The sequence below is a fragment of the Streptomyces viridosporus genome, assembly GCF_002078235.1.
Taxonomy (GTDB): Bacteria; Actinomycetota; Actinomycetes; order Streptomycetales; family Streptomycetaceae; genus Streptomyces; species Streptomyces viridosporus.
On record NZ_MSGP01000200.1, the window covers coordinates 1 to 16,325 of the forward strand.

The window sequence follows — 16,325 nt, forward strand, 5'->3', positions numbered from 1 at the left end:
CCGTACGGGGGCTGCTGGGGCGGGACGCCCGGGCCGGGCTGCTGCGGGTGGCCGTAGCCGGGCTGGCCGGGCGGAGGAGCCTGCTGGGGGTAGCCGTAGCCGGGCTGCGGAGCCTGCGGCTGCTGGCCGTAAGGACCCGGCTGGCCGTACGGTCCGGGCTGCTGGGGCTGCCCGCCGTACGGGCCCGGCTGGTTGTAGCTCATCTCTGGGTTCCCCTCCAGATACCTGTGTGTCGCTGACATCCTGACTCAGGAGCGGCTCGTTCAGGCCACCGGGGGGGTGCACCGTTACAAAGGAATCGCGTTTCGGGACTGGGTCGTGACACCTCTAAACTGGCCCCCGTGACCGAGAACACTCAGCAGCCGCGACCAGCCCCCACGACCGAACTGCCGACCCAGTACGTGCCGGCCGACGTAGAGGGGCCGCTGTACGAGCGCTGGGTAGACCGCGGGTACTTCGAGGCGGACGCCAAGAGCGACAAGCCGCCGTACACCATCGTCATCCCGCCGCCGAACGTCACGGGCAGCCTGCACCTGGGGCACGCCTTCGAGCACACCCTCATCGACGCCCTGACCCGCCGCAAGCGCATGCAGGGCCACGAGACGCTGTGGCAGCCGGGCATGGACCACGCCGGCATCGCCACGCAGAACGTCGTCGAGCGGGAACTCGCCAAGGAGGGCAAGTCCCGGCACGACCTCGGCCGTGAGGCCTTCGTCGAGCGGGTCTGGCAGTGGAAGGGCGAGTCCGGCGGGCAGATCTCCGGCCAGATGCGCCGCCTCGGCGACGGCGTCGCCTGGTCGCGTGAGCGCTTCACCATGGACGAGGGCCTGTCGAAGGCCGTCCAGACCATCTTCAAGCGGCTCTACGACGACGAGCTGATCTACCGCGCCGAGCGCATCATCAACTGGTGCCCCCGGTGCCTGACCGCCATCTCCGACATCGAGGTCGAGTACCAGGACGACGACGGCGAGCTCGTCTCCATGAAGTACGGCGACGGGGACGACACCATCGTCGTCGCCACCACCCGCGCCGAGACGATGCTCGGCGACACGGCCGTCGCCGTCCACCCCGACGACGAGCGGTACAAGCACCTGATCGGCAGGCTCGTCAAGCTGCCGCTGACCGACCGCTCCATCCCGGTCGTCGCCGACGAGCACGTCGACCCGGAGTTCGGCACCGGCGCCGTCAAGGTGACTCCGGCGCACGACCCGAACGACTTCGAAATCGGTCAGCGCCACGGCCTGCCGTCCCTCACCGTGATGGACGAGCACGCCGTCATCACCGCGCACGGACCCTTCCAGGGCCTGGACCGCCTCGAGGCCCGGTCCGCCATCGTCGCCGCGCTGCGCGCCGAGGGCCGGATCGTCGCCGAGAAGCGGCCCTACACCCACTCCGTCGGCCACTGCTCGCGCTGCAAGACCACCATCGAGCCGCGGCTGTCCATGCAGTGGTGGGTCAAGGTCGGCCCGCTGGCGAAGGCGGCGGGCGACGCGGTCCGCGACGGCAGGGTCACGATCCATCCGCAGGAGATGGAGAAGCGGTACTTCGACTGGGTCGACAACCTCCACGACTGGTGCATCTCGCGGCAGCTGTGGTGGGGCCACCGCATCCCGGTCTGGTACGGGCCGGACGGCGAGGTCGTCTGCGTCGGCCCGGACGAGGAGCCGCCGGGCGGCGAGGGCTGGCACCAGGACACCGACGTCCTCGACACCTGGTTCTCCTCCGGCCTGTGGCCGTTCTCCACCCTCGGCTGGCCGGAACAGACGGACTCGCTCGCGAAGTTCTACCCGAACTCCGTCCTGGTCACCGGCTACGACATCCTCTTCTTCTGGGTCGCCCGGATGATGATGTTCGGCCTGTACGCGATGGACGGCACCCCGCCGTTCCACACCATCGCCCTGCACGGCATGGTCCGCGACCAGTTCGGCAAGAAGATGTCGAAGTCCTTCGGCAACGCGGTCAACCCGCTGGACTGGATGGACAAGTACGGCAGCGACGCCCTGCGCTTCACGCTCGCGCGCGGCGCCAACCCCGGTGTCGACGTGCCGATCGGCGAGGACTGGGTCCAGGGCTCGCGCAACTTCGCCAACAAGATCTGGAACGCCACGCGCTTCGCGCTGATGAACGGCGCCACGGTCGAGGGCCCGCTGCCGGACGCCTCGCGGATGTCGCCGACCGACCGCTGGATCCTGTCCCGGCTGAACTCGGTCGTGGCCGAGGTCGACGCGTACTACGACGACTTCCAGTTCGCCAAGCTGTCGGACGCGCTGTTCCACTTCGCCTGGGACGAGGTCTTCGACTGGTACGTCGAGCTGTCCAAGACGACGTTCCAGGCGGGCGGCGAGCCGGCCGAGGTCTCCCAGCGGGTCCTGGGCGAGGTCCTCGACGTCACGCTCCGGCTCCTCCACCCGATCGTCCCGTTCGTCACCGAGACGCTGTGGACGACGCTCACCGGTGGCGAGTCGGTCGTCATCGCCGACTGGCCCACGGCCGTGTCCGTCCCCGGCGCCGACGCGCCGGGCGGCTTCCGGGACGCCGACGCCGAGCGGGAGATCGCCACGCTCCAGTCGGTCGTCACCGAGGTCCGCCGGTTCCGCGCCGACCAGGGCCTCCAGCCCGGCCAGCGGGTCCCGGCCCGGCTGAGCCTGGACGGCACGGCGCTGGCGCGGCACGAGGCGGCCATCCGCCAGCTGCTGCGCCTGCAGCCGGAGGGCGAGGCCTTCACCGCGACGGCGACCCTGCCGGTCGCCGGGGTCGAGGTCGCGCTGGACCTGTCCGGCGTGATCGACGTGGCCGCCGAGCGCAAGCGGCTGGCCAAGGACCTCGCCGCCGCGGAGAAGGAGAAGTCCCAGGCCACGGCCAAGCTCGGCAACGAGGCGTTCCTGGCGAAGGCACCGGACCACGTGGTGGAGAAGATCCGCGCCCGGCTCGCCAAGGCGGACGAGGACATCACCCGCATCCAGGCGCAGCTGGAGCGGCTGCCGCAGGCGTAGGCGACGGCCGGCGCGCGGCCCCGGAACCGACGGGTTCCGGGGCCGCGCGCCGTGGCCGCGGGGTGCGCGGCCGTGACGCTTGCCGGGCCTCCGTAGACTGGCCCCGTGAGCGAGCTCCCCCCGAACGGCAACCACGACCAGTCCGACCCCGGTGACCCCGTCGACTCCTTCGAGGAGATCATCGCGGCCGAGACGGACCGCGACCCCGACCTCGCGGTGATCGAGGCCGGCAGCCGCACCCTGCGCACCCAGGGCGGACCGCCGCAGGCCGAGGTGCCCGCGCGGCCGGAGGACCCCGAGGTCGACAAGGCCCTCAGGGAGGTCGAGGGGGAGCTGGCGACCCGCTGGGGCGAGACCAAGCTGGAGCCGTCGGTCGACCGGATCTCCGCGCTGATGGACGTGCTGGGCGAGCCGCAGCGCTCGTACCCCTCGATCCACATCACCGGCACCAACGGCAAGACCTCCACGGCCCGCATGATCGAGGCCCTGCTCGGCGCCTTCGAGCTGCGCACCGGGCGGTACACCTCGCCGCACGTCCAGTCGATCACCGAGCGGATCAGCCTGGACGGCGCGCCGATCTCCGCCGAGCGGTTCGTCGAGACCTACCGGGACGTCCAGCCGTACGTCGAGATGGTCGACGCGCGGCAGGAGTACCGGCTGTCCTTCTTCGAGGTGCTCACCGGCATGGCGTACGCCGCCTTCGCCGACGCGCCCGTGGACGTGGCGGTCGTCGAGGTGGGCATGGGCGGCAGCTGGGACGCCACCAACGTGATCGACGGGAGCGTCGCCGTGGTGACGCCCATCGCCCTCGACCACACCGACCGGCTCGGCACCACCCCCGCCGAGATCGCGGGGGAGAAGGCCGGCGTCATCAAGCGGAACGCCACGGTGATCATGGCCCAGCAGCCGGTGGACGCGGCGCAGGTGCTGCTGAAGAAGGCCGTCGAGGCGGACGCGACCGTGGCCCGGGAGGGGCTGGAGTTCGGCGTCGTCGCCCGGCAGGTCGCCGTCGGCGGGCAGCTGGTCACCCTGCGCGGACTCGGCGGCGAGTACACCGAGGTGTACCTGCCGCTGCACGGCGCGCACCAGGCGCACAACGCGGCCGTGGCGCTCGCCGCCGTGGAGGCGTTCTTCGGCGTCGGCGCCCAGCGCGCCGAACCGCTCGACCACGACACCGTGCGCAGGGCCTTCGCCGCCGTCGCCTCACCGGGCCGGCTCGAGGTCGTCCGCCGGTCGCCGACCGTCGTGCTGGACGCCGCCCACAACCCGGCGGGCGCGCGGGCGGCGGCCGAGGCGATCGGGGAGGCGTTCCAGTTCAGCCGGCTCGTCGGCGTCGTCGGCGCGAGCGGCGACAAGAACGTGCGCGGACTGCTCGAGGCGTTCGAGCCGGTCTTCGCCGAGGTCGTCGTCACGCAGAACTCCAGCCACCGCGCGATGGACGCCGACGAACTGGCGGGCCTCGCCGTCGAGGTGTTCGGCGAGGACCGCGTCCAGGTCGAGCCCCGGCTGCCCGACGCCCTGGAGGCCGCGATCACGCTGGCCGAGGAGGAGGGCGAGTTCGCCGGCGGCGGTGTGCTCGTCACCGGTTCCGTCATCACCGTCGGCGAGGCCCGACTGCTCCTCGGGAGGGGCTGAGAAACGTGCGTACCCTCTGCGCTTCGACCTTGATCGGCGAGTTCTTCATCGTCGGCTTCGCCGGACTGGTCGCGATGAAGGACCCGGACCTGTCCACGGGCACCGTGTGGACCGTGTGCGGCATCGCCATGTTCCTGTGCGTGGCCCTGTGCGGGATGATCACCCGGCCCGGCGGCGTGACCCTCGGCTGGGTGCTGCAGATCGCCCTCGTCGCCTCCGGCTTCTTCGTCCCGGCGATGTTCTTCCTGGGCGCGGTGTTCGCGGTGCTGTGGTGGGCATCGGTGCATTTCGGGCGGAAGGTGGACGAGGCGAAGGCCCGTTTCGCCGCTCGGGCCGACGGGCCTGACGCTGCGTGACGAACGGCCCGACACGCCCGGTAACCTCATCCCATTCCGCATCTTTGGACGCACAAGGAGTTCCGTCGTGACCCAGCGCACCCTCGTCCTCCTCAAGCCGGACGCGGTCCGTCGCGGCCTGACCGGCGAGATCATCAGCCGTATCGAGCGCAAGGCCGGCTGGCGGATCACCGCGCTGGAGCTGCGCACCCTGGACCAGGACACGCTGGAGCAGCACTACGGCGAGCACAAGGGCAAGCCGTTCTACGAGCCGCTGGTGGAGTTCATGGCCTCCGGGCCGGTCGTGTCGATGATCGTCGAGGGTGAGCGGGTCATCGAGGGAGTGCGCCAACTGGCCGGTCCCACCGACCCGATCGCCGCGGCCCCGGGCTCGATCCGCGGGGACTTCGGCGTGATCGTCCGGGAGAACCTGATCCACGCCTCCGACTCCGAGGAGTCCGCCGAGCGCGAGGTGAAGATCTTCTTCCCGAGCCGGGCGTAACGGCGGCGCATAACGATCGCGTCGCGGCCGTCCCGGTGGCTCCGGGCTGCGTTTGGCCGCCTGTCGGGGGGTCTGGGGGCTTTGCCCCCGGGCCCTTTTCCGGCATATGCACGGCGTTCGGGGGAACGGATGCCCCCGATGGCCCGTCTCCACAAGCAGGGGGGCACGCCACCGGATGACAATGGCGAAGACCCTCGCGCAGTGTTCGCGAAGGCGCGTCTACGATGGAAGCCTTCACGTCACAGCACCCACCTCGCCGACCTGAAAAGCCCTCAAAGCTCGTGGGGAGGCCAGACGAATCCTGATGGGGAACTCAATGTCGTTCATCGGCCGTGACATGGCTGTCGACCTCGGGACCGCCAACACGCTGGTGTACGTCAGGGGTCGTGGGATCGTACTCAACGAGCCGTCCGTGGTCGCGATCAACACCAACACCGGTGGGATCCTCGCGGTCGGCGCCGAAGCGAAGAAGATGATCGGGCGCACCCCCGGCAACATCGTCGCCGTGCGCCCGCTGAAGGACGGCGTCATCGCCGACTTCGAGATCACCGAGCGGATGCTCCGCTACTTCATCCTGAAGATCCACAAGCGGCGGTATCTGGCTCGGCCGCGAGTCGTCGTCTGTGTGCCGTCGGGCATCACCGGCGTCGAGCGCCGTGCCGTCATCGAGGCGTCGTCCCAGGCCGGCGCCCGCCAGGTGCACATCATCGAGGAGCCGATGGCCGCGGCCATCGGCTCCGGCCTGCCGGTCCACGAGGCCACGGGCAACATGGTGGTGGACATCGGCGGCGGCACCACGGAGGTCGCGGTCATCTCCCTCGGCGGTATCGTCACCGCCCAGTCCATCCGCGTGGCGGGTGACGAACTGGACAACGCGATCATCCAGCACGTCAAGAAGGAGTACTCCCTCCTGCTGGGTGAGCGGACGGCCGAACAGATCAAGCTCACGATCGGTTCGGCGTACGACCTGGACACCGACGAGCACACCGAAATCCGCGGCCGGGACCTCGTCTCCGGGCTGCCCAAGACGGTGGTCATCTCCGCCGCGGAAGTGCGCAAGGCGATCGAGGAACCCGTCAACGCCATCGTCGACGCCGTCAAGACGACCCTCGACAAGTGCCCGCCGGAGCTGTCCGGCGACATCATGGACCGGGGCATCGTCCTGACCGGCGGCGGAGCGCTGCTGCGCGGCCTGGACGAGCGGCTGCGCCGGGAGACGGGCATGCCGATCCACATCGCCGAGGACCCGCTGGACAGCGTGGCGCTCGGCTCCGGCAAGTGCGTCGAGGAGTTCGAGGCGCTCCAGCAGGTGCTGGACGCCCAGCCCCGCAGATGAACCGGTTCTTTGATTCCGCCGTACGGGACAACCTTTTTCCGTACGGCGGATCATTGATATGGAGGCATCGTTCTCCTGACGCCTCCACACATCCGCACCAGTACACCTGAACAGACAGACACCCCCATACCCGTTCTCGACGAGGAAGGCACGGCCGCCGCACGTGAGGGACACACGAGAGAGCCGGCTGCTCCTGGTGCTGCTGATCGCCATCGCGTTCGCACTGATCACGGTGGACATCCGCGGTGGGGAGGATTCACCGGTCGACGGTGCCCGGCAGGCCGCGGCGACGGTCTTCGGCCCCATCGAGAACGGGGTGTCGGGCGTGGTCGGCCCGGTCGGCAACGCGGTCTCCGCGGTCCGCGACTCCGGCGACCGCCACGACCGGCTCGCCGAACTCGAGCGGGAGAACACCGCGCTCAAGGCCGAACTCGGCAGCGACGACCGCGACCGCAGCCGGCTGAAGCAGCTCGACAAGATGCTGAAGATCGCCGGACAGGGCCAGTACGGCATCAAGGGCGCCCAGGTCATCGCCATAGGAGCCGCCCAGGGCTTCTCCTGGACCATCACCATCGACGTCGGCGCCGACGACGGCATCGAGCGCGACATGACCGTCCTCAACGGCGACGGACTCGTCGGCCGCGTCACCACCGTGGGCCCGAACACGGCCACCGTGCTGCTCGCCAGCGACCCCGACTTCACCGTCGGCACCCGTATGGAGGCCACCGACGAGCTCGGCTTCGCCTCCGGCCAGGGCGACCGCCCGCTGCGCGTCGAACTCCTCAACGGCAAGGCCGAGGTCAAGAAGGGAGACCGGCTGGTCACCTTCGGCTCGCAGGCCGACAAGCCGTTCGTGCCCGGCGTCCCCGTCGGCGTCGTCTCCCGCGTCGACCCCTCCGGCGGCGACCTCACCCGCACCCTCTACGTCACCCCGTTCGTCGGCTTCAGCAAGCTCGACGTCGTCGGTGTCGTCGTCCAGGCCCCCAAGAAGGACCCGCGCGACACGGTGCTGCCCAAGAAGTCCGAGCCGACCCCCACGCCGACCGTGACGGTGACCGTCACGCCCTCCGCCCCGGCCGACGGTCAGTACCAGCAAGAGCAGTAGGAGCTGTCACCCATGCGCGTCAACCGGATCCTGCTCTCCAGCTCGCTGATCGTCGTCGCCCTGGTGATCCAGGTGAGCGTCCTCGCCCGCCTCCACCTCCCGGGCGCCGTCCCCGACCTGCTGCTGCTCACCGTCCTCGGCCTCGCCCTGGTCTACGGCCACGTCGGCGGCGCCCTCGTCGGCTTCGCGGCCGGGCTCCTCGTCGACCTCGCCCCGCCCGCCGACCACGCCGCCGGCCGCTACGCCCTCGTGCTGTGCGTCATCGGCTACCTCGCCGGGCTCGTCAAGCCCGAGAGCGGCCAGGTCAAATCGGCCACCGGCCCCATGGTCGTGGTCGTCGCCGCAGCGCTCGGCTCCACCCTGCTCTACGCCGGTGTCGGCGCCCTCGTCGGCGACACCGCCGCCCGCCACGTCGGCCTCGGCGGACTGCTGTTCACCGCCGCGCTGTACGACCTGCTGCTCGCCCCGTTCGTCGTCCCCGGCGTCATGGCCCTGGCCCGGCGCGCCGAGAACGATCCGCTGGCCGAGACGAGTTCCACCGCCAAGACCGGCGACGTCTCCTCCGGCTGGATCTCCGGCGGCACCGGGCTGCGCATCGGCGGACAGCGGGGCGGCCTGAGGATGAAGGCGGCCCGGGCGCGCGTGGCCCGCGCCGGACGCATCAAGGGGGTCAAGCGCCTGTGACCTCGCCGGACTTCACCCGAACGGGCGAGCGACGGCGGAACCCCGCCGCACGGGACGGCCGTTCAACACTCGTACCCGCACACACGTACACGCACGGAGAGGGGGAGCGAGCCGCGTGACCAACATCCCCGAGACCGGCCGCAGTCCACGGGTCCAGATCCGGCTCGTCGTCATCCAGGTCCTCGTCCTCTCCCTCCTCGGCACCCTCGGCGGACGCCTGTGGTACCTCCAGATCCGCGAGGGCGACCAGTACGCCAAGGAGGCCTCCGGCAACCACGTCCAGCAGGTCGTCCAGCCCGCGGTCCGCGGCTCCATCCTGGACGCGCGCGGAGTCCCCCTCGCCGACAACGAGACCCGCCTGGTCGTCTCCGCCTCCCGCACCGACCTCATGAAGATGAAGGACGACGGCGAGGCGGTCCTCACCAAACTCGCCGGCGTCCTCGGCATGACCCCCAAGGAGGTCATGGAGAAGGTCCGGCTCTGCGACGCCAAGACCCCCCAGCCCTGCTGGAACGGCTCGCCGTACCAGCCCATCCCCATCACCGACGAGACCACCCCCAAGCAGGCCCTGCAGATCCGCGAACGCGCCGAGGACTTCCCCGGCATCACCGCCGAGCCGCAGGCCGTGCGCCGCTACCCGAGCCCCGGCAAGGCCAACACCGCCCAGGTCCTCGGCTACCTCTCGCCCGTCACCGACGAGGAGATCCAGGAGGCGCAGGACACCAGCTCGCCCTACCTGCGCTCCGACCAGGTCGGCCGCTCCGGCCTGGAGCGCCAGTACGACAAGCAGCTGCGGGGCAAGGCCGGCGTCACCCGCTACGAGGTCGACAAGCTCGGCCGCGTCATCGGCCAGGCCGAGGCCGACCCCACCCAGCCCGGCGCCAACCTCGTCACCAGCATCGACGCCCGCGTCCAGCGGATCGCCGAGTACGAGCTGAACGAGGCCATGAAGGCCGCCCGCAAGGAACACGACCGCAACACCAACCGCACCTACGAGGCCGACTCCGGAGCCGTCGTCGTCATGGAGGCCAAAACCGGCCGCGTCGTCGCCATGGCCTCCAACCCGACCTACGACCCCAACGCCTGGGTCGGCGGCATCTCCTCCAAGGACTACGCCCGGCTCACCGGCAAGAAGTCCAACTACCCGCTGCTCAACCGCGCCATCCAGGGCCAGTCGGCACCCGGCTCCATCTTCAAGGTCATCCCGACGGCCGCCGCGATCAACGCCGGCTACTCCTTCGAAGGCCCCTACGCCTGCACCAGCTCGTACTCCATCGGCGGTCAGGTCTTCAAGAACTTCGAGTCCCAGGACCACGGCGCGATCAGCCTCGGCCGCGCCCTGGAGGTCTCCTGCGACACCGTCTTCTACCGGCTCTCCCACGAGGAGTGGAAGCGCGACGGCGGCAACAAGCCGAAGAAGAACGCCAAGGACTGGTTCTACAAGACGGCCCACCAGTTCGGCCTCGGCAAGGAGACCGGGATCGACCTGCCCAACGAGGTCACCGGCCGCGTCCCCGACCGCCAGTGGAAGCTGGACTACTGGAAGGCCAACAAGGACGCCTGGTGCAAGTACGGCGACAAGGACGGCAGCTACGCCGAGAAGATCGCCTACGAGAACTGCCTCGAAGGCAACCGGCTGCGCGCCGGTGACTCCGTCAACTACTCCATCGGCCAGGGCGACACCCTCGTCACCCCCATCCAGATGGCCACCGTCTACGCGGCCCTCGCCAACGGCGGAACGCTCCACAGCCCCACCGTCGGCAAGGCCGTCATCAGCCCCGACGGCAAGACGGTCACCGAGATCGAGCCCGAGGCGTACGGCAAGCTGCCGATCACGAAGAAGACCCTCGCCGAGATAGACGAAGCCCTCGAGGGTGTCGCCACCCGGGGCACGGCCGCCTGGCGGTTCGGCGGCTGGCCGCAGGACGAGATCCCCATGCACGCCAAGACCGGTACCGCCGAGGTCCACGGCAAGCAGACCACCTCCTGGTTCGCCACCTACACCGAGGACTACTCGATCGTCATGACGATCTCCCAGGGTGGTACCGGCTCCGGCGCCTCGGGCCCCGCCGTGCGCAACATCTACAACGCGCTGTACGGCGTCGCCGAGGACGGCACGATCGACAAGAAGAAGGCGCTGCTGCCCGAGCCCCAGAAGACCCTCCCGAAGGTCGGGACGGACGGCACCATCAAGTCCCCGAAGATCCCCAAGGACCCGGCCGAGGACCGGCCGACCGCCTCACCGGACGCCCGGGCCACCACCCCCCAGGACGGCCCGGACGGCCAGGACGACCCCGCCGACCAGCAGCAGGCCGGCACGGTCCCCTCACCGGAGGCCGGCAACCGCGACACCCGCCGCCGCGACCGGCGCCGGGGCGGCGGCCGGCGGCCGGGCGACGGAGGCCGGGGCGACGGACCACGCCGGGGCGACGGCCGCCCGGGCTGCCACCGACGCCACCGGCGGGCCACCGGAACCCGGAGGATGGCGTCATGAGCGGCGGAGTGAACAGCTTCCACGTCTCCGGGTACGGACCCGAGCGGGCCGGCTGGACCCGGGTCTTCGCCCGTGACTCCCTCGCCCGGCGCCTCGACTGGCCGATACTGCTGTCGGCGACCGCGCTGTCCCTGCTCGGCTCGCTCCTGGTCTACTCGGCCACCCGCAACCGCACCGAGCTCAACCAGGGCGACCCGTACTACTTCCTGGTCCGGCACTGGCTGAACACCGGCATCGGACTGGCCCTGATGATCGGCACGGTCTGGCTCGGCCACCGCGCCCTGCGCACGGCCGTGCCCCTGCTGTACGGCGCCTCGGTCTTCCTGGTCCTGCTGGTGCTCACCCCCCTGGGCTCCACCATCAACGGCGCCCACTCCTGGATCAAGCTCGGCGGCGGCTTCTCGCTCCAGCCCTCGGAGTTCGTGAAGGTCACGATCATCCTGGGCATGGCGATGCTGCTCGCCGCCCGGGTCGACGCGGGCGACAAGCCCTACCCCGACCACCGCACGGTCCTCCAGGCACTCGGCCTGGCCGTCGTCCCCATGCTGATCGTGATGCTCATGCCCGACCTCGGCTCGGTCATGGTCATGGTCATCATCGTGCTCGGCGTGCTCCTCGCCTCCGGCGCCTCCAACCGGTGGATCTTCGGCCTCCTCGGCGCCGGCGCGATCGGCGCGATCACCGTCTGGCAGCTCGGCGTGCTCGACGAGTACCAGATCAACCGCTTCGCCGCCTTCGCCAACCCCGAGCTCGACCCCGCCGGCGTCGGCTACAACACCAACCAGGCCCGCATCGCCATCGGCTCCGGCGGCCTCACCGGCTCCGGCCTCTTCCAGGGCTCCCAGACCACCGGCCAGTTCGTCCCCGAGCAGCAGACCGACTTCGTCTTCACCGTCGCCGGTGAGGAACTCGGCTTCGTCGGCGGCGCACTGATCATCGGCCTGCTCGGCGTCATCCTCTGGCGCGCCTGCCGCATCGCCCGCGACACCAGCGACCTCTACGGCACCATCGTCGCCGCCGGCATCGTCGCCTGGTTCGCCTTCCAGTCCTTCGAGAACATCGGCATGACCCTCGGCATCATGCCCGTCACCGGCCTCCCCCTGCCGTTCGTCTCCTACGGAGGTTCGTCGATGTTCGCCGTGTGGCTGGCGGTCGGCCTCCTGCAGTCGATCAAGGTGCAACGGCCGATGTCCGCGTAACCACCCGCCCCACCGGTGCGGAGCGGCCCTCTGCCGCTCCGCACCCGAACCGGCTAGATTCGGGTCATGGCGGACACCCAGCGCGAGATCGAGCGGAAGTACGAGTCCGAGAACACCGAGAACTCCGAGAACACCGCACTGCCCGACCTGACCGGCATCCCCGGTGTCGGGTCCGTCCGGGACAAGGGCGTCGCCCACCTCGACGCCACCTACTACGACACCACCGACACCCGCCTGGCCGCCGCCTCCCTCACCCTGCGCCGCCGCACCGGCGGCTCCGACGCCGGTTGGCACCTCAAGTTCCCCGTCGCCCCCGGCGTGCGGGACGAGATCCGCGCCCCGCTCTCCGACGACCTCCCGGAGAGCCTCGCCCGCCTCGTCCGCTCCCGCGTCCGCGAGCGCGCACTGCACCCCGTCGTCCGACTGCGCTCCGACCGTGACGTACGCCACCTCCTCGACCCCGCCGGCCGGCTCCTCGCCGAGGTCAGCGTCGACACCGTGCACGCCGAACGCCTCACCGGCGACGGCGGCACGGCCCGGTGGACCGAGATCGAGGTCGAACTCGCCGCCGACGGCGACCCCGCCTTCCTCGACACGGTGGAGAAGAAGCTCCGCGCAGCGGGCGTACGCCCCTCGAAGTCCGCGTCGAAGCTGGCCCGGGCCCTGGCGGAGACGGCCCCCGCGCAGGCGGGCCCCCGGCCCGAGGAGGCACCCGCCCCGGCCACCGCGCCGGCCGCCGCACCCCGGCAGAAGCGCAGGACCCGGGCGGTGGGCAGCCCCGTCACCGCGGGCGACCACGTCCTCGCCCACGTCCGCGCCCAGCGCGACGCCCTGGTCGAGCTCGACCCCGCCGTACGCCAGGACGTACCCGACTCCGTCCACCGCATGAGGGTCGCCACCCGCCGCCTGCGCAGCACCTTCCGCTCCTACCGCACCGTCCTCGACCGCGAGGTCACCGACCCGATCGCCGCCGACCTGAAGTGGCTCGCCGGCGAGCTGGGCCTGGACCGCGACCAGGAGGTCCTCGCCGCGCGCCTGAGAACCGCCCTGGACGACCTGCCCGGCACCCTCGTCCACGGTCCGATCGGCGACCGGCTGACCGCCTGGTCCGAGGCCCGCCACAGCGGAGCCCACGGCCGCCTCACCGCCGTCCTCGACTCCCGCCGCCACCTCGGGCTCCTCGACGCCCTGGATGCCCTGCTGGCCGACCCGCCGCTGCGCAAGAAGGCCGCCGCCAAGCCGGACAAGGTGCTCGCCAAGGCCGTACGCAAGAACCTCGACAAGCTCTCCGGCCTGGTCACCCGCGCCCTCGACCTCCCGCCCGGCGACGACCGCGACCTCGCCCTGCACGAGGCCCGCAAGAAGACCAAGCGCACCCGCTACGCGGCCGAGGCCGCCGCCCCGGCACTCGGCGGCCCCGCGAACGACCTGGCCAAGTCCATGAAGGCGCTGCAGGAACTGCTCGGCGACCACCAGGACGGCGTCATGGCCCGCAAGGCCCTGCGCGAGCTGGCCGCCGTCGCCCACGCGGCGGGGGAGAACACCTTCACCTACGGCGTCCTGTACGGCCGCGAGGAGCACCGCGCGCAGGCCGCCGAAGCGGCGCTCCCGGGCACCTGGACGTCGATCGGCAAGGTCCTCCGGCACTGGACGTCGTAGGAGGGACCCTCCTGGCCGCGTTACGCTGAATGGTCACCCGCCCCCGCAGCCTCCTTGGGCCGGGGGGACCCCAGTCAGCACACGAAGGTTCGCGAGATGCCTGCCGAAGTCGCCGAGTCTGTGTTCCCGCAGCTCGAAGCTCTGCTCCCGCATGTGCAGAAGCCGATCCAGTACGTCGGCGGAGAGCTCAACTCCACGGTCAAGCCGTGGGAGAGCTGCGACGTCCGCTGGGCGCTCATGTACCCCGACGCGTACGAGGTCGGACTGCCCAACCAGGGCGTCATGATCCTCTACGAGGTCCTCAACGAACAGGACGGAGTCCTCGCCGAGCGCACCTACAGCGTCTGGCCGGACCTCGAGGCGCTGATGCGGGAACACCGCGTCCCGCAGTTCACGGTCGACAGCCACCGTCCGGTGAAGGCCTTCGACGTGTTCGGCCTGAGCTTCTCCACCGAGCTCGGCTACACCAACATGCTCACCGCCCTGGACCTGGCCGACATCCCGCTGGAGTCCAAGGACCGCGGCCTCGACGACCCGATCGTCATGGCCGGCGGCCACGCGGCGTTCAACCCCGAGCCGATCGCCGACTTCATCGACTGCGCGGTCATCGGCGACGGCGAGCAGGCGGTCCTCGAGGTCACCCGGATCATCCGCGCCTGGAAGGAGGAGGGCCGCCCCGGCGGCCGCGAGGAACTCCTCTTCCGCCTGGCGAGGACCGGCGGGGTGTACGTCCCCGGCTTCTACGACGTCGAGTACCTCCCCGACGGCCGCATCGCCCGTGTCGTACCGAACAAGTCCGGCGTCCCGTGGCGCGTCTCCAAGCACACGGTGATGGACCTCGACGAGTGGCCCTACCCCAAGCAGCCCCTCGTCCCGCTCGCCGAGACGGTCCACGAGCGCATGTCGGTGGAGATCTTCCGCGGCTGCACCCGCGGCTGCCGCTTCTGCCAGGCCGGCATGATCACCCGTCCGGTCCGCGAGCGCTCCATCACCGGCATCGGCGAGATGGTCGACAAGGGCCTGAAGGCCACGGGCTTCGAGGAAGTCGGCCTGCTGTCGCTGTCGAGCGCCGACCACTCGGAGATCGGCGACATCGCCAAGGGCCTCGCCGACCGCTACGAGGACGACAAGATCGGCCTTTCCCTCCCCTCCACCCGCGTGGACGCCTTCAACATCGACCTGGCCAACGAGCTGACCCGCAACGGCCGCCGCTCGGGCCTGACCTTCGCGCCGGAGGGCGGCTCGGAGCGCATCCGCAAGGTCATCAACAAGATGGTCTCCGAGGACGACCTCATCCGGACCGTCGCCACGGCCTACGGCAACGGCTGGCGCCAGGTGAAGCTGTACTTCATGTGCGGCCTGCCCACCGAGACCGACGACGACGTCCTCCAGATCGCCGACATGGCCACCCGCGTGATCGCCAAGGGCCGCGAGGTCTCCGGCTCCAACGACATCCGCTGCACGGTCTCCATCGGCGGCTTCGTCCCCAAGCCGCACACCCCCTTCCAGTGGGCCCCGCAGCTCTCCGCCGAGGGGACGGACGAGCGCCTCGCCAAGCTGAGGGACAAGATCCGCGGCGACAAGAAGTACGGCCGCTCCATCGGCTTCCGCTACCACGACGGCAAGCCCGGCATCGTCGAGGGCCTGCTCTCCCGCGGCGACCGCCGCGTCGGCGCGGTCATCCGCGCGGTCTACGAGGACGGCGGCCGCTTCGACGGCTGGCGCGAGCACTTCTCCTACGACCGCTGGATGAACTGCGCGGACAAGGCACTGGCCCCCTTCGGCGTCGACGTCGACTGGTACACCACCCGCGAGCGCACCTACGAGGAGGTCCTGCCCTGGGACCACCTCGACTCCGGCCTGGACAAGGACTGGCTCTGGGAGGACTGGCAGGACGCCCTCGACGAGACGGAGGTCGAGGACTGCCGCTGGACGCCGTGCTTCGACTGCGGGGTGTGCCCGCAGATGGACACCTCCATCCAGATCGGTCCGACCGGCAAGAAGCTGCTCCCCCTGACCGTCAAGAACGCGGCGCCGACGCCGGGCGGTCACGCGCACTGACGTGAGCGGTGCCCTCGGTCGGGTGAGGGGGCGCCCGCGTGGTGCCGGACGGAGATGTCCGCAGACGGACATCTCCGTCCGGGCCGGCCCGACCGGCGAGGAACTGCTCACCCCGACCGTCGGGAAAGCGGCCCCCGCCGACGGCGGGGGCCGCTGGGAAGTGTCCCCGCCGCCGACGGTCCGTCGGGCCGTCGGCGGCGGGCGCGGGGCCTACGGGGCGCGCTGTCCGGAGTGCCGGTCGGAGGGCAGGTCGCGCCGGTAGGAGGGGGCCGGGTTCCCGAACCGCTCCTGGCCGCCGGGGGCGGCGAGCGGTGCGGGGCGG

Annotated in this window: 12 protein-coding genes; 11 read left to right on the forward strand and 1 reads right to left on the reverse strand. The window is 70.8% G+C overall.

What is annotated here, in order from left to right; translation table 11 throughout:
- Positions 1–203 (reverse strand): hypothetical protein (locus tag B7L92_RS14730; RefSeq protein WP_255310963.1); only part of this gene is annotated, 203 nt, incomplete at its 3' end.
- Positions 204–341: 138 nt separating this feature from the next.
- On the opposite strand from B7L92_RS14730, the gene B7L92_RS14735 reads away from it, so the two are divergent.
- The 11 genes from B7L92_RS14735 (at position 342) to B7L92_RS14785 (ending at position 16,003) form a co-directional block, all read left to right on the forward strand.
- Positions 342–2,993 (forward strand): valine--tRNA ligase, encoded by a 2,652-nt coding sequence (locus B7L92_RS14735; RefSeq protein WP_081237938.1) that lies wholly within the window; start codon positions 342–344, stop codon positions 2,991–2,993.
- A 105-nt stretch (positions 2,994–3,098) separates the two neighbouring features.
- On the forward strand, positions 3,099–4,628 hold the full coding sequence (folC, locus tag B7L92_RS14740; RefSeq protein ID WP_081237940.1) for a bifunctional tetrahydrofolate synthase/dihydrofolate synthase: 1,530 nt from the start codon (positions 3,099–3,101) through the stop codon (positions 4,626–4,628).
- Positions 4,629–4,633: 5 nt separating this feature from the next.
- A complete protein-coding gene (locus B7L92_RS14745; RefSeq protein ID WP_081237942.1) occupies positions 4,634–4,984 on the forward strand; it encodes a DUF4233 domain-containing protein in 351 nt (116 codons plus the stop codon).
- 67 nt (positions 4,985–5,051) lie between these two features.
- A complete protein-coding gene (ndk, locus tag B7L92_RS14750; RefSeq protein ID WP_004988136.1) occupies positions 5,052–5,465 on the forward strand; it encodes a nucleoside-diphosphate kinase in 414 nt (137 codons plus the stop codon).
- 316 nt (positions 5,466–5,781) lie between these two features.
- Positions 5,782–6,801: a rod shape-determining protein gene (locus B7L92_RS14755; RefSeq protein WP_081237944.1), complete on the forward strand. Its 1,020-nt coding sequence runs from the start codon at positions 5,782–5,784 to the stop codon at positions 6,799–6,801.
- 163 nt (positions 6,802–6,964) lie between these two features.
- Positions 6,965–7,906 carry a rod shape-determining protein MreC gene (gene mreC / locus B7L92_RS14760; RefSeq protein WP_081237946.1) on the forward strand — a complete coding sequence of 314 codons (942 nt, stop codon included), beginning with the start codon at positions 6,965–6,967 and terminating at the stop codon, positions 7,904–7,906.
- Between the two features lie 12 nt (positions 7,907–7,918).
- On the forward strand, positions 7,919–8,590 hold the full coding sequence (mreD, locus tag B7L92_RS14765; RefSeq protein WP_081237948.1) for a rod shape-determining protein MreD: 672 nt from the start codon (positions 7,919–7,921) through the stop codon (positions 8,588–8,590).
- Positions 8,591–8,705: 115 nt separating this feature from the next.
- Entirely contained in the window at positions 8,706–11,084 is a 2,379-nt protein-coding gene (gene mrdA, locus B7L92_RS14770) for a penicillin-binding protein 2 (RefSeq protein ID WP_081237950.1), read from the forward strand.
- A complete protein-coding gene (rodA, locus tag B7L92_RS14775) occupies positions 11,081–12,283 on the forward strand; it encodes a rod shape-determining protein RodA (protein ID WP_081237952.1) in 1,203 nt (400 codons plus the stop codon). The genes mrdA and rodA overlap by 4 nt, the downstream gene beginning before the upstream one ends.
- Before the next feature lie 66 nt (positions 12,284–12,349).
- On the forward strand, positions 12,350–13,942 hold the full coding sequence (locus tag B7L92_RS14780; protein ID WP_081237954.1) for a CYTH and CHAD domain-containing protein: 1,593 nt from the start codon (positions 12,350–12,352) through the stop codon (positions 13,940–13,942).
- A gap of 96 nt (positions 13,943–14,038) precedes the next feature.
- The gene (locus B7L92_RS14785; RefSeq protein ID WP_081237956.1) at positions 14,039–16,003 is read left to right on the forward strand and encodes a TIGR03960 family B12-binding radical SAM protein; all 1,965 of its coding nucleotides are present in this window, start codon (positions 14,039–14,041) and stop codon (positions 16,001–16,003) included.
- Positions 16,004–16,325 lie beyond the last annotated feature (322 nt).

Bases quoted from the DNA above. Each gene is read 5' to 3' on its own strand.
- B7L92_RS14755 (WP_081237944.1), top strand. From the start codon at position 5,782: ATGTCGTTCATCGGCCGTGACATGGCTGTCGACCTCGGGACCGCCAAC.
- mreD (WP_081237948.1), top strand. From the start codon at position 7,919: ATGCGCGTCAACCGGATCCTGCTCTCCAGCTCGCTGATCGTCGTCGCC.
- rodA (WP_081237952.1), top strand. From the start codon at position 11,081: ATGAGCGGCGGAGTGAACAGCTTCCACGTCTCCGGGTACGGACCCGAG.
- B7L92_RS14780 (WP_081237954.1), top strand. From the start codon at position 12,350: ATGGCGGACACCCAGCGCGAGATCGAGCGGAAGTACGAGTCCGAGAAC.
- B7L92_RS14785 (WP_081237956.1), top strand. From the start codon at position 14,039: ATGCCTGCCGAAGTCGCCGAGTCTGTGTTCCCGCAGCTCGAAGCTCTG.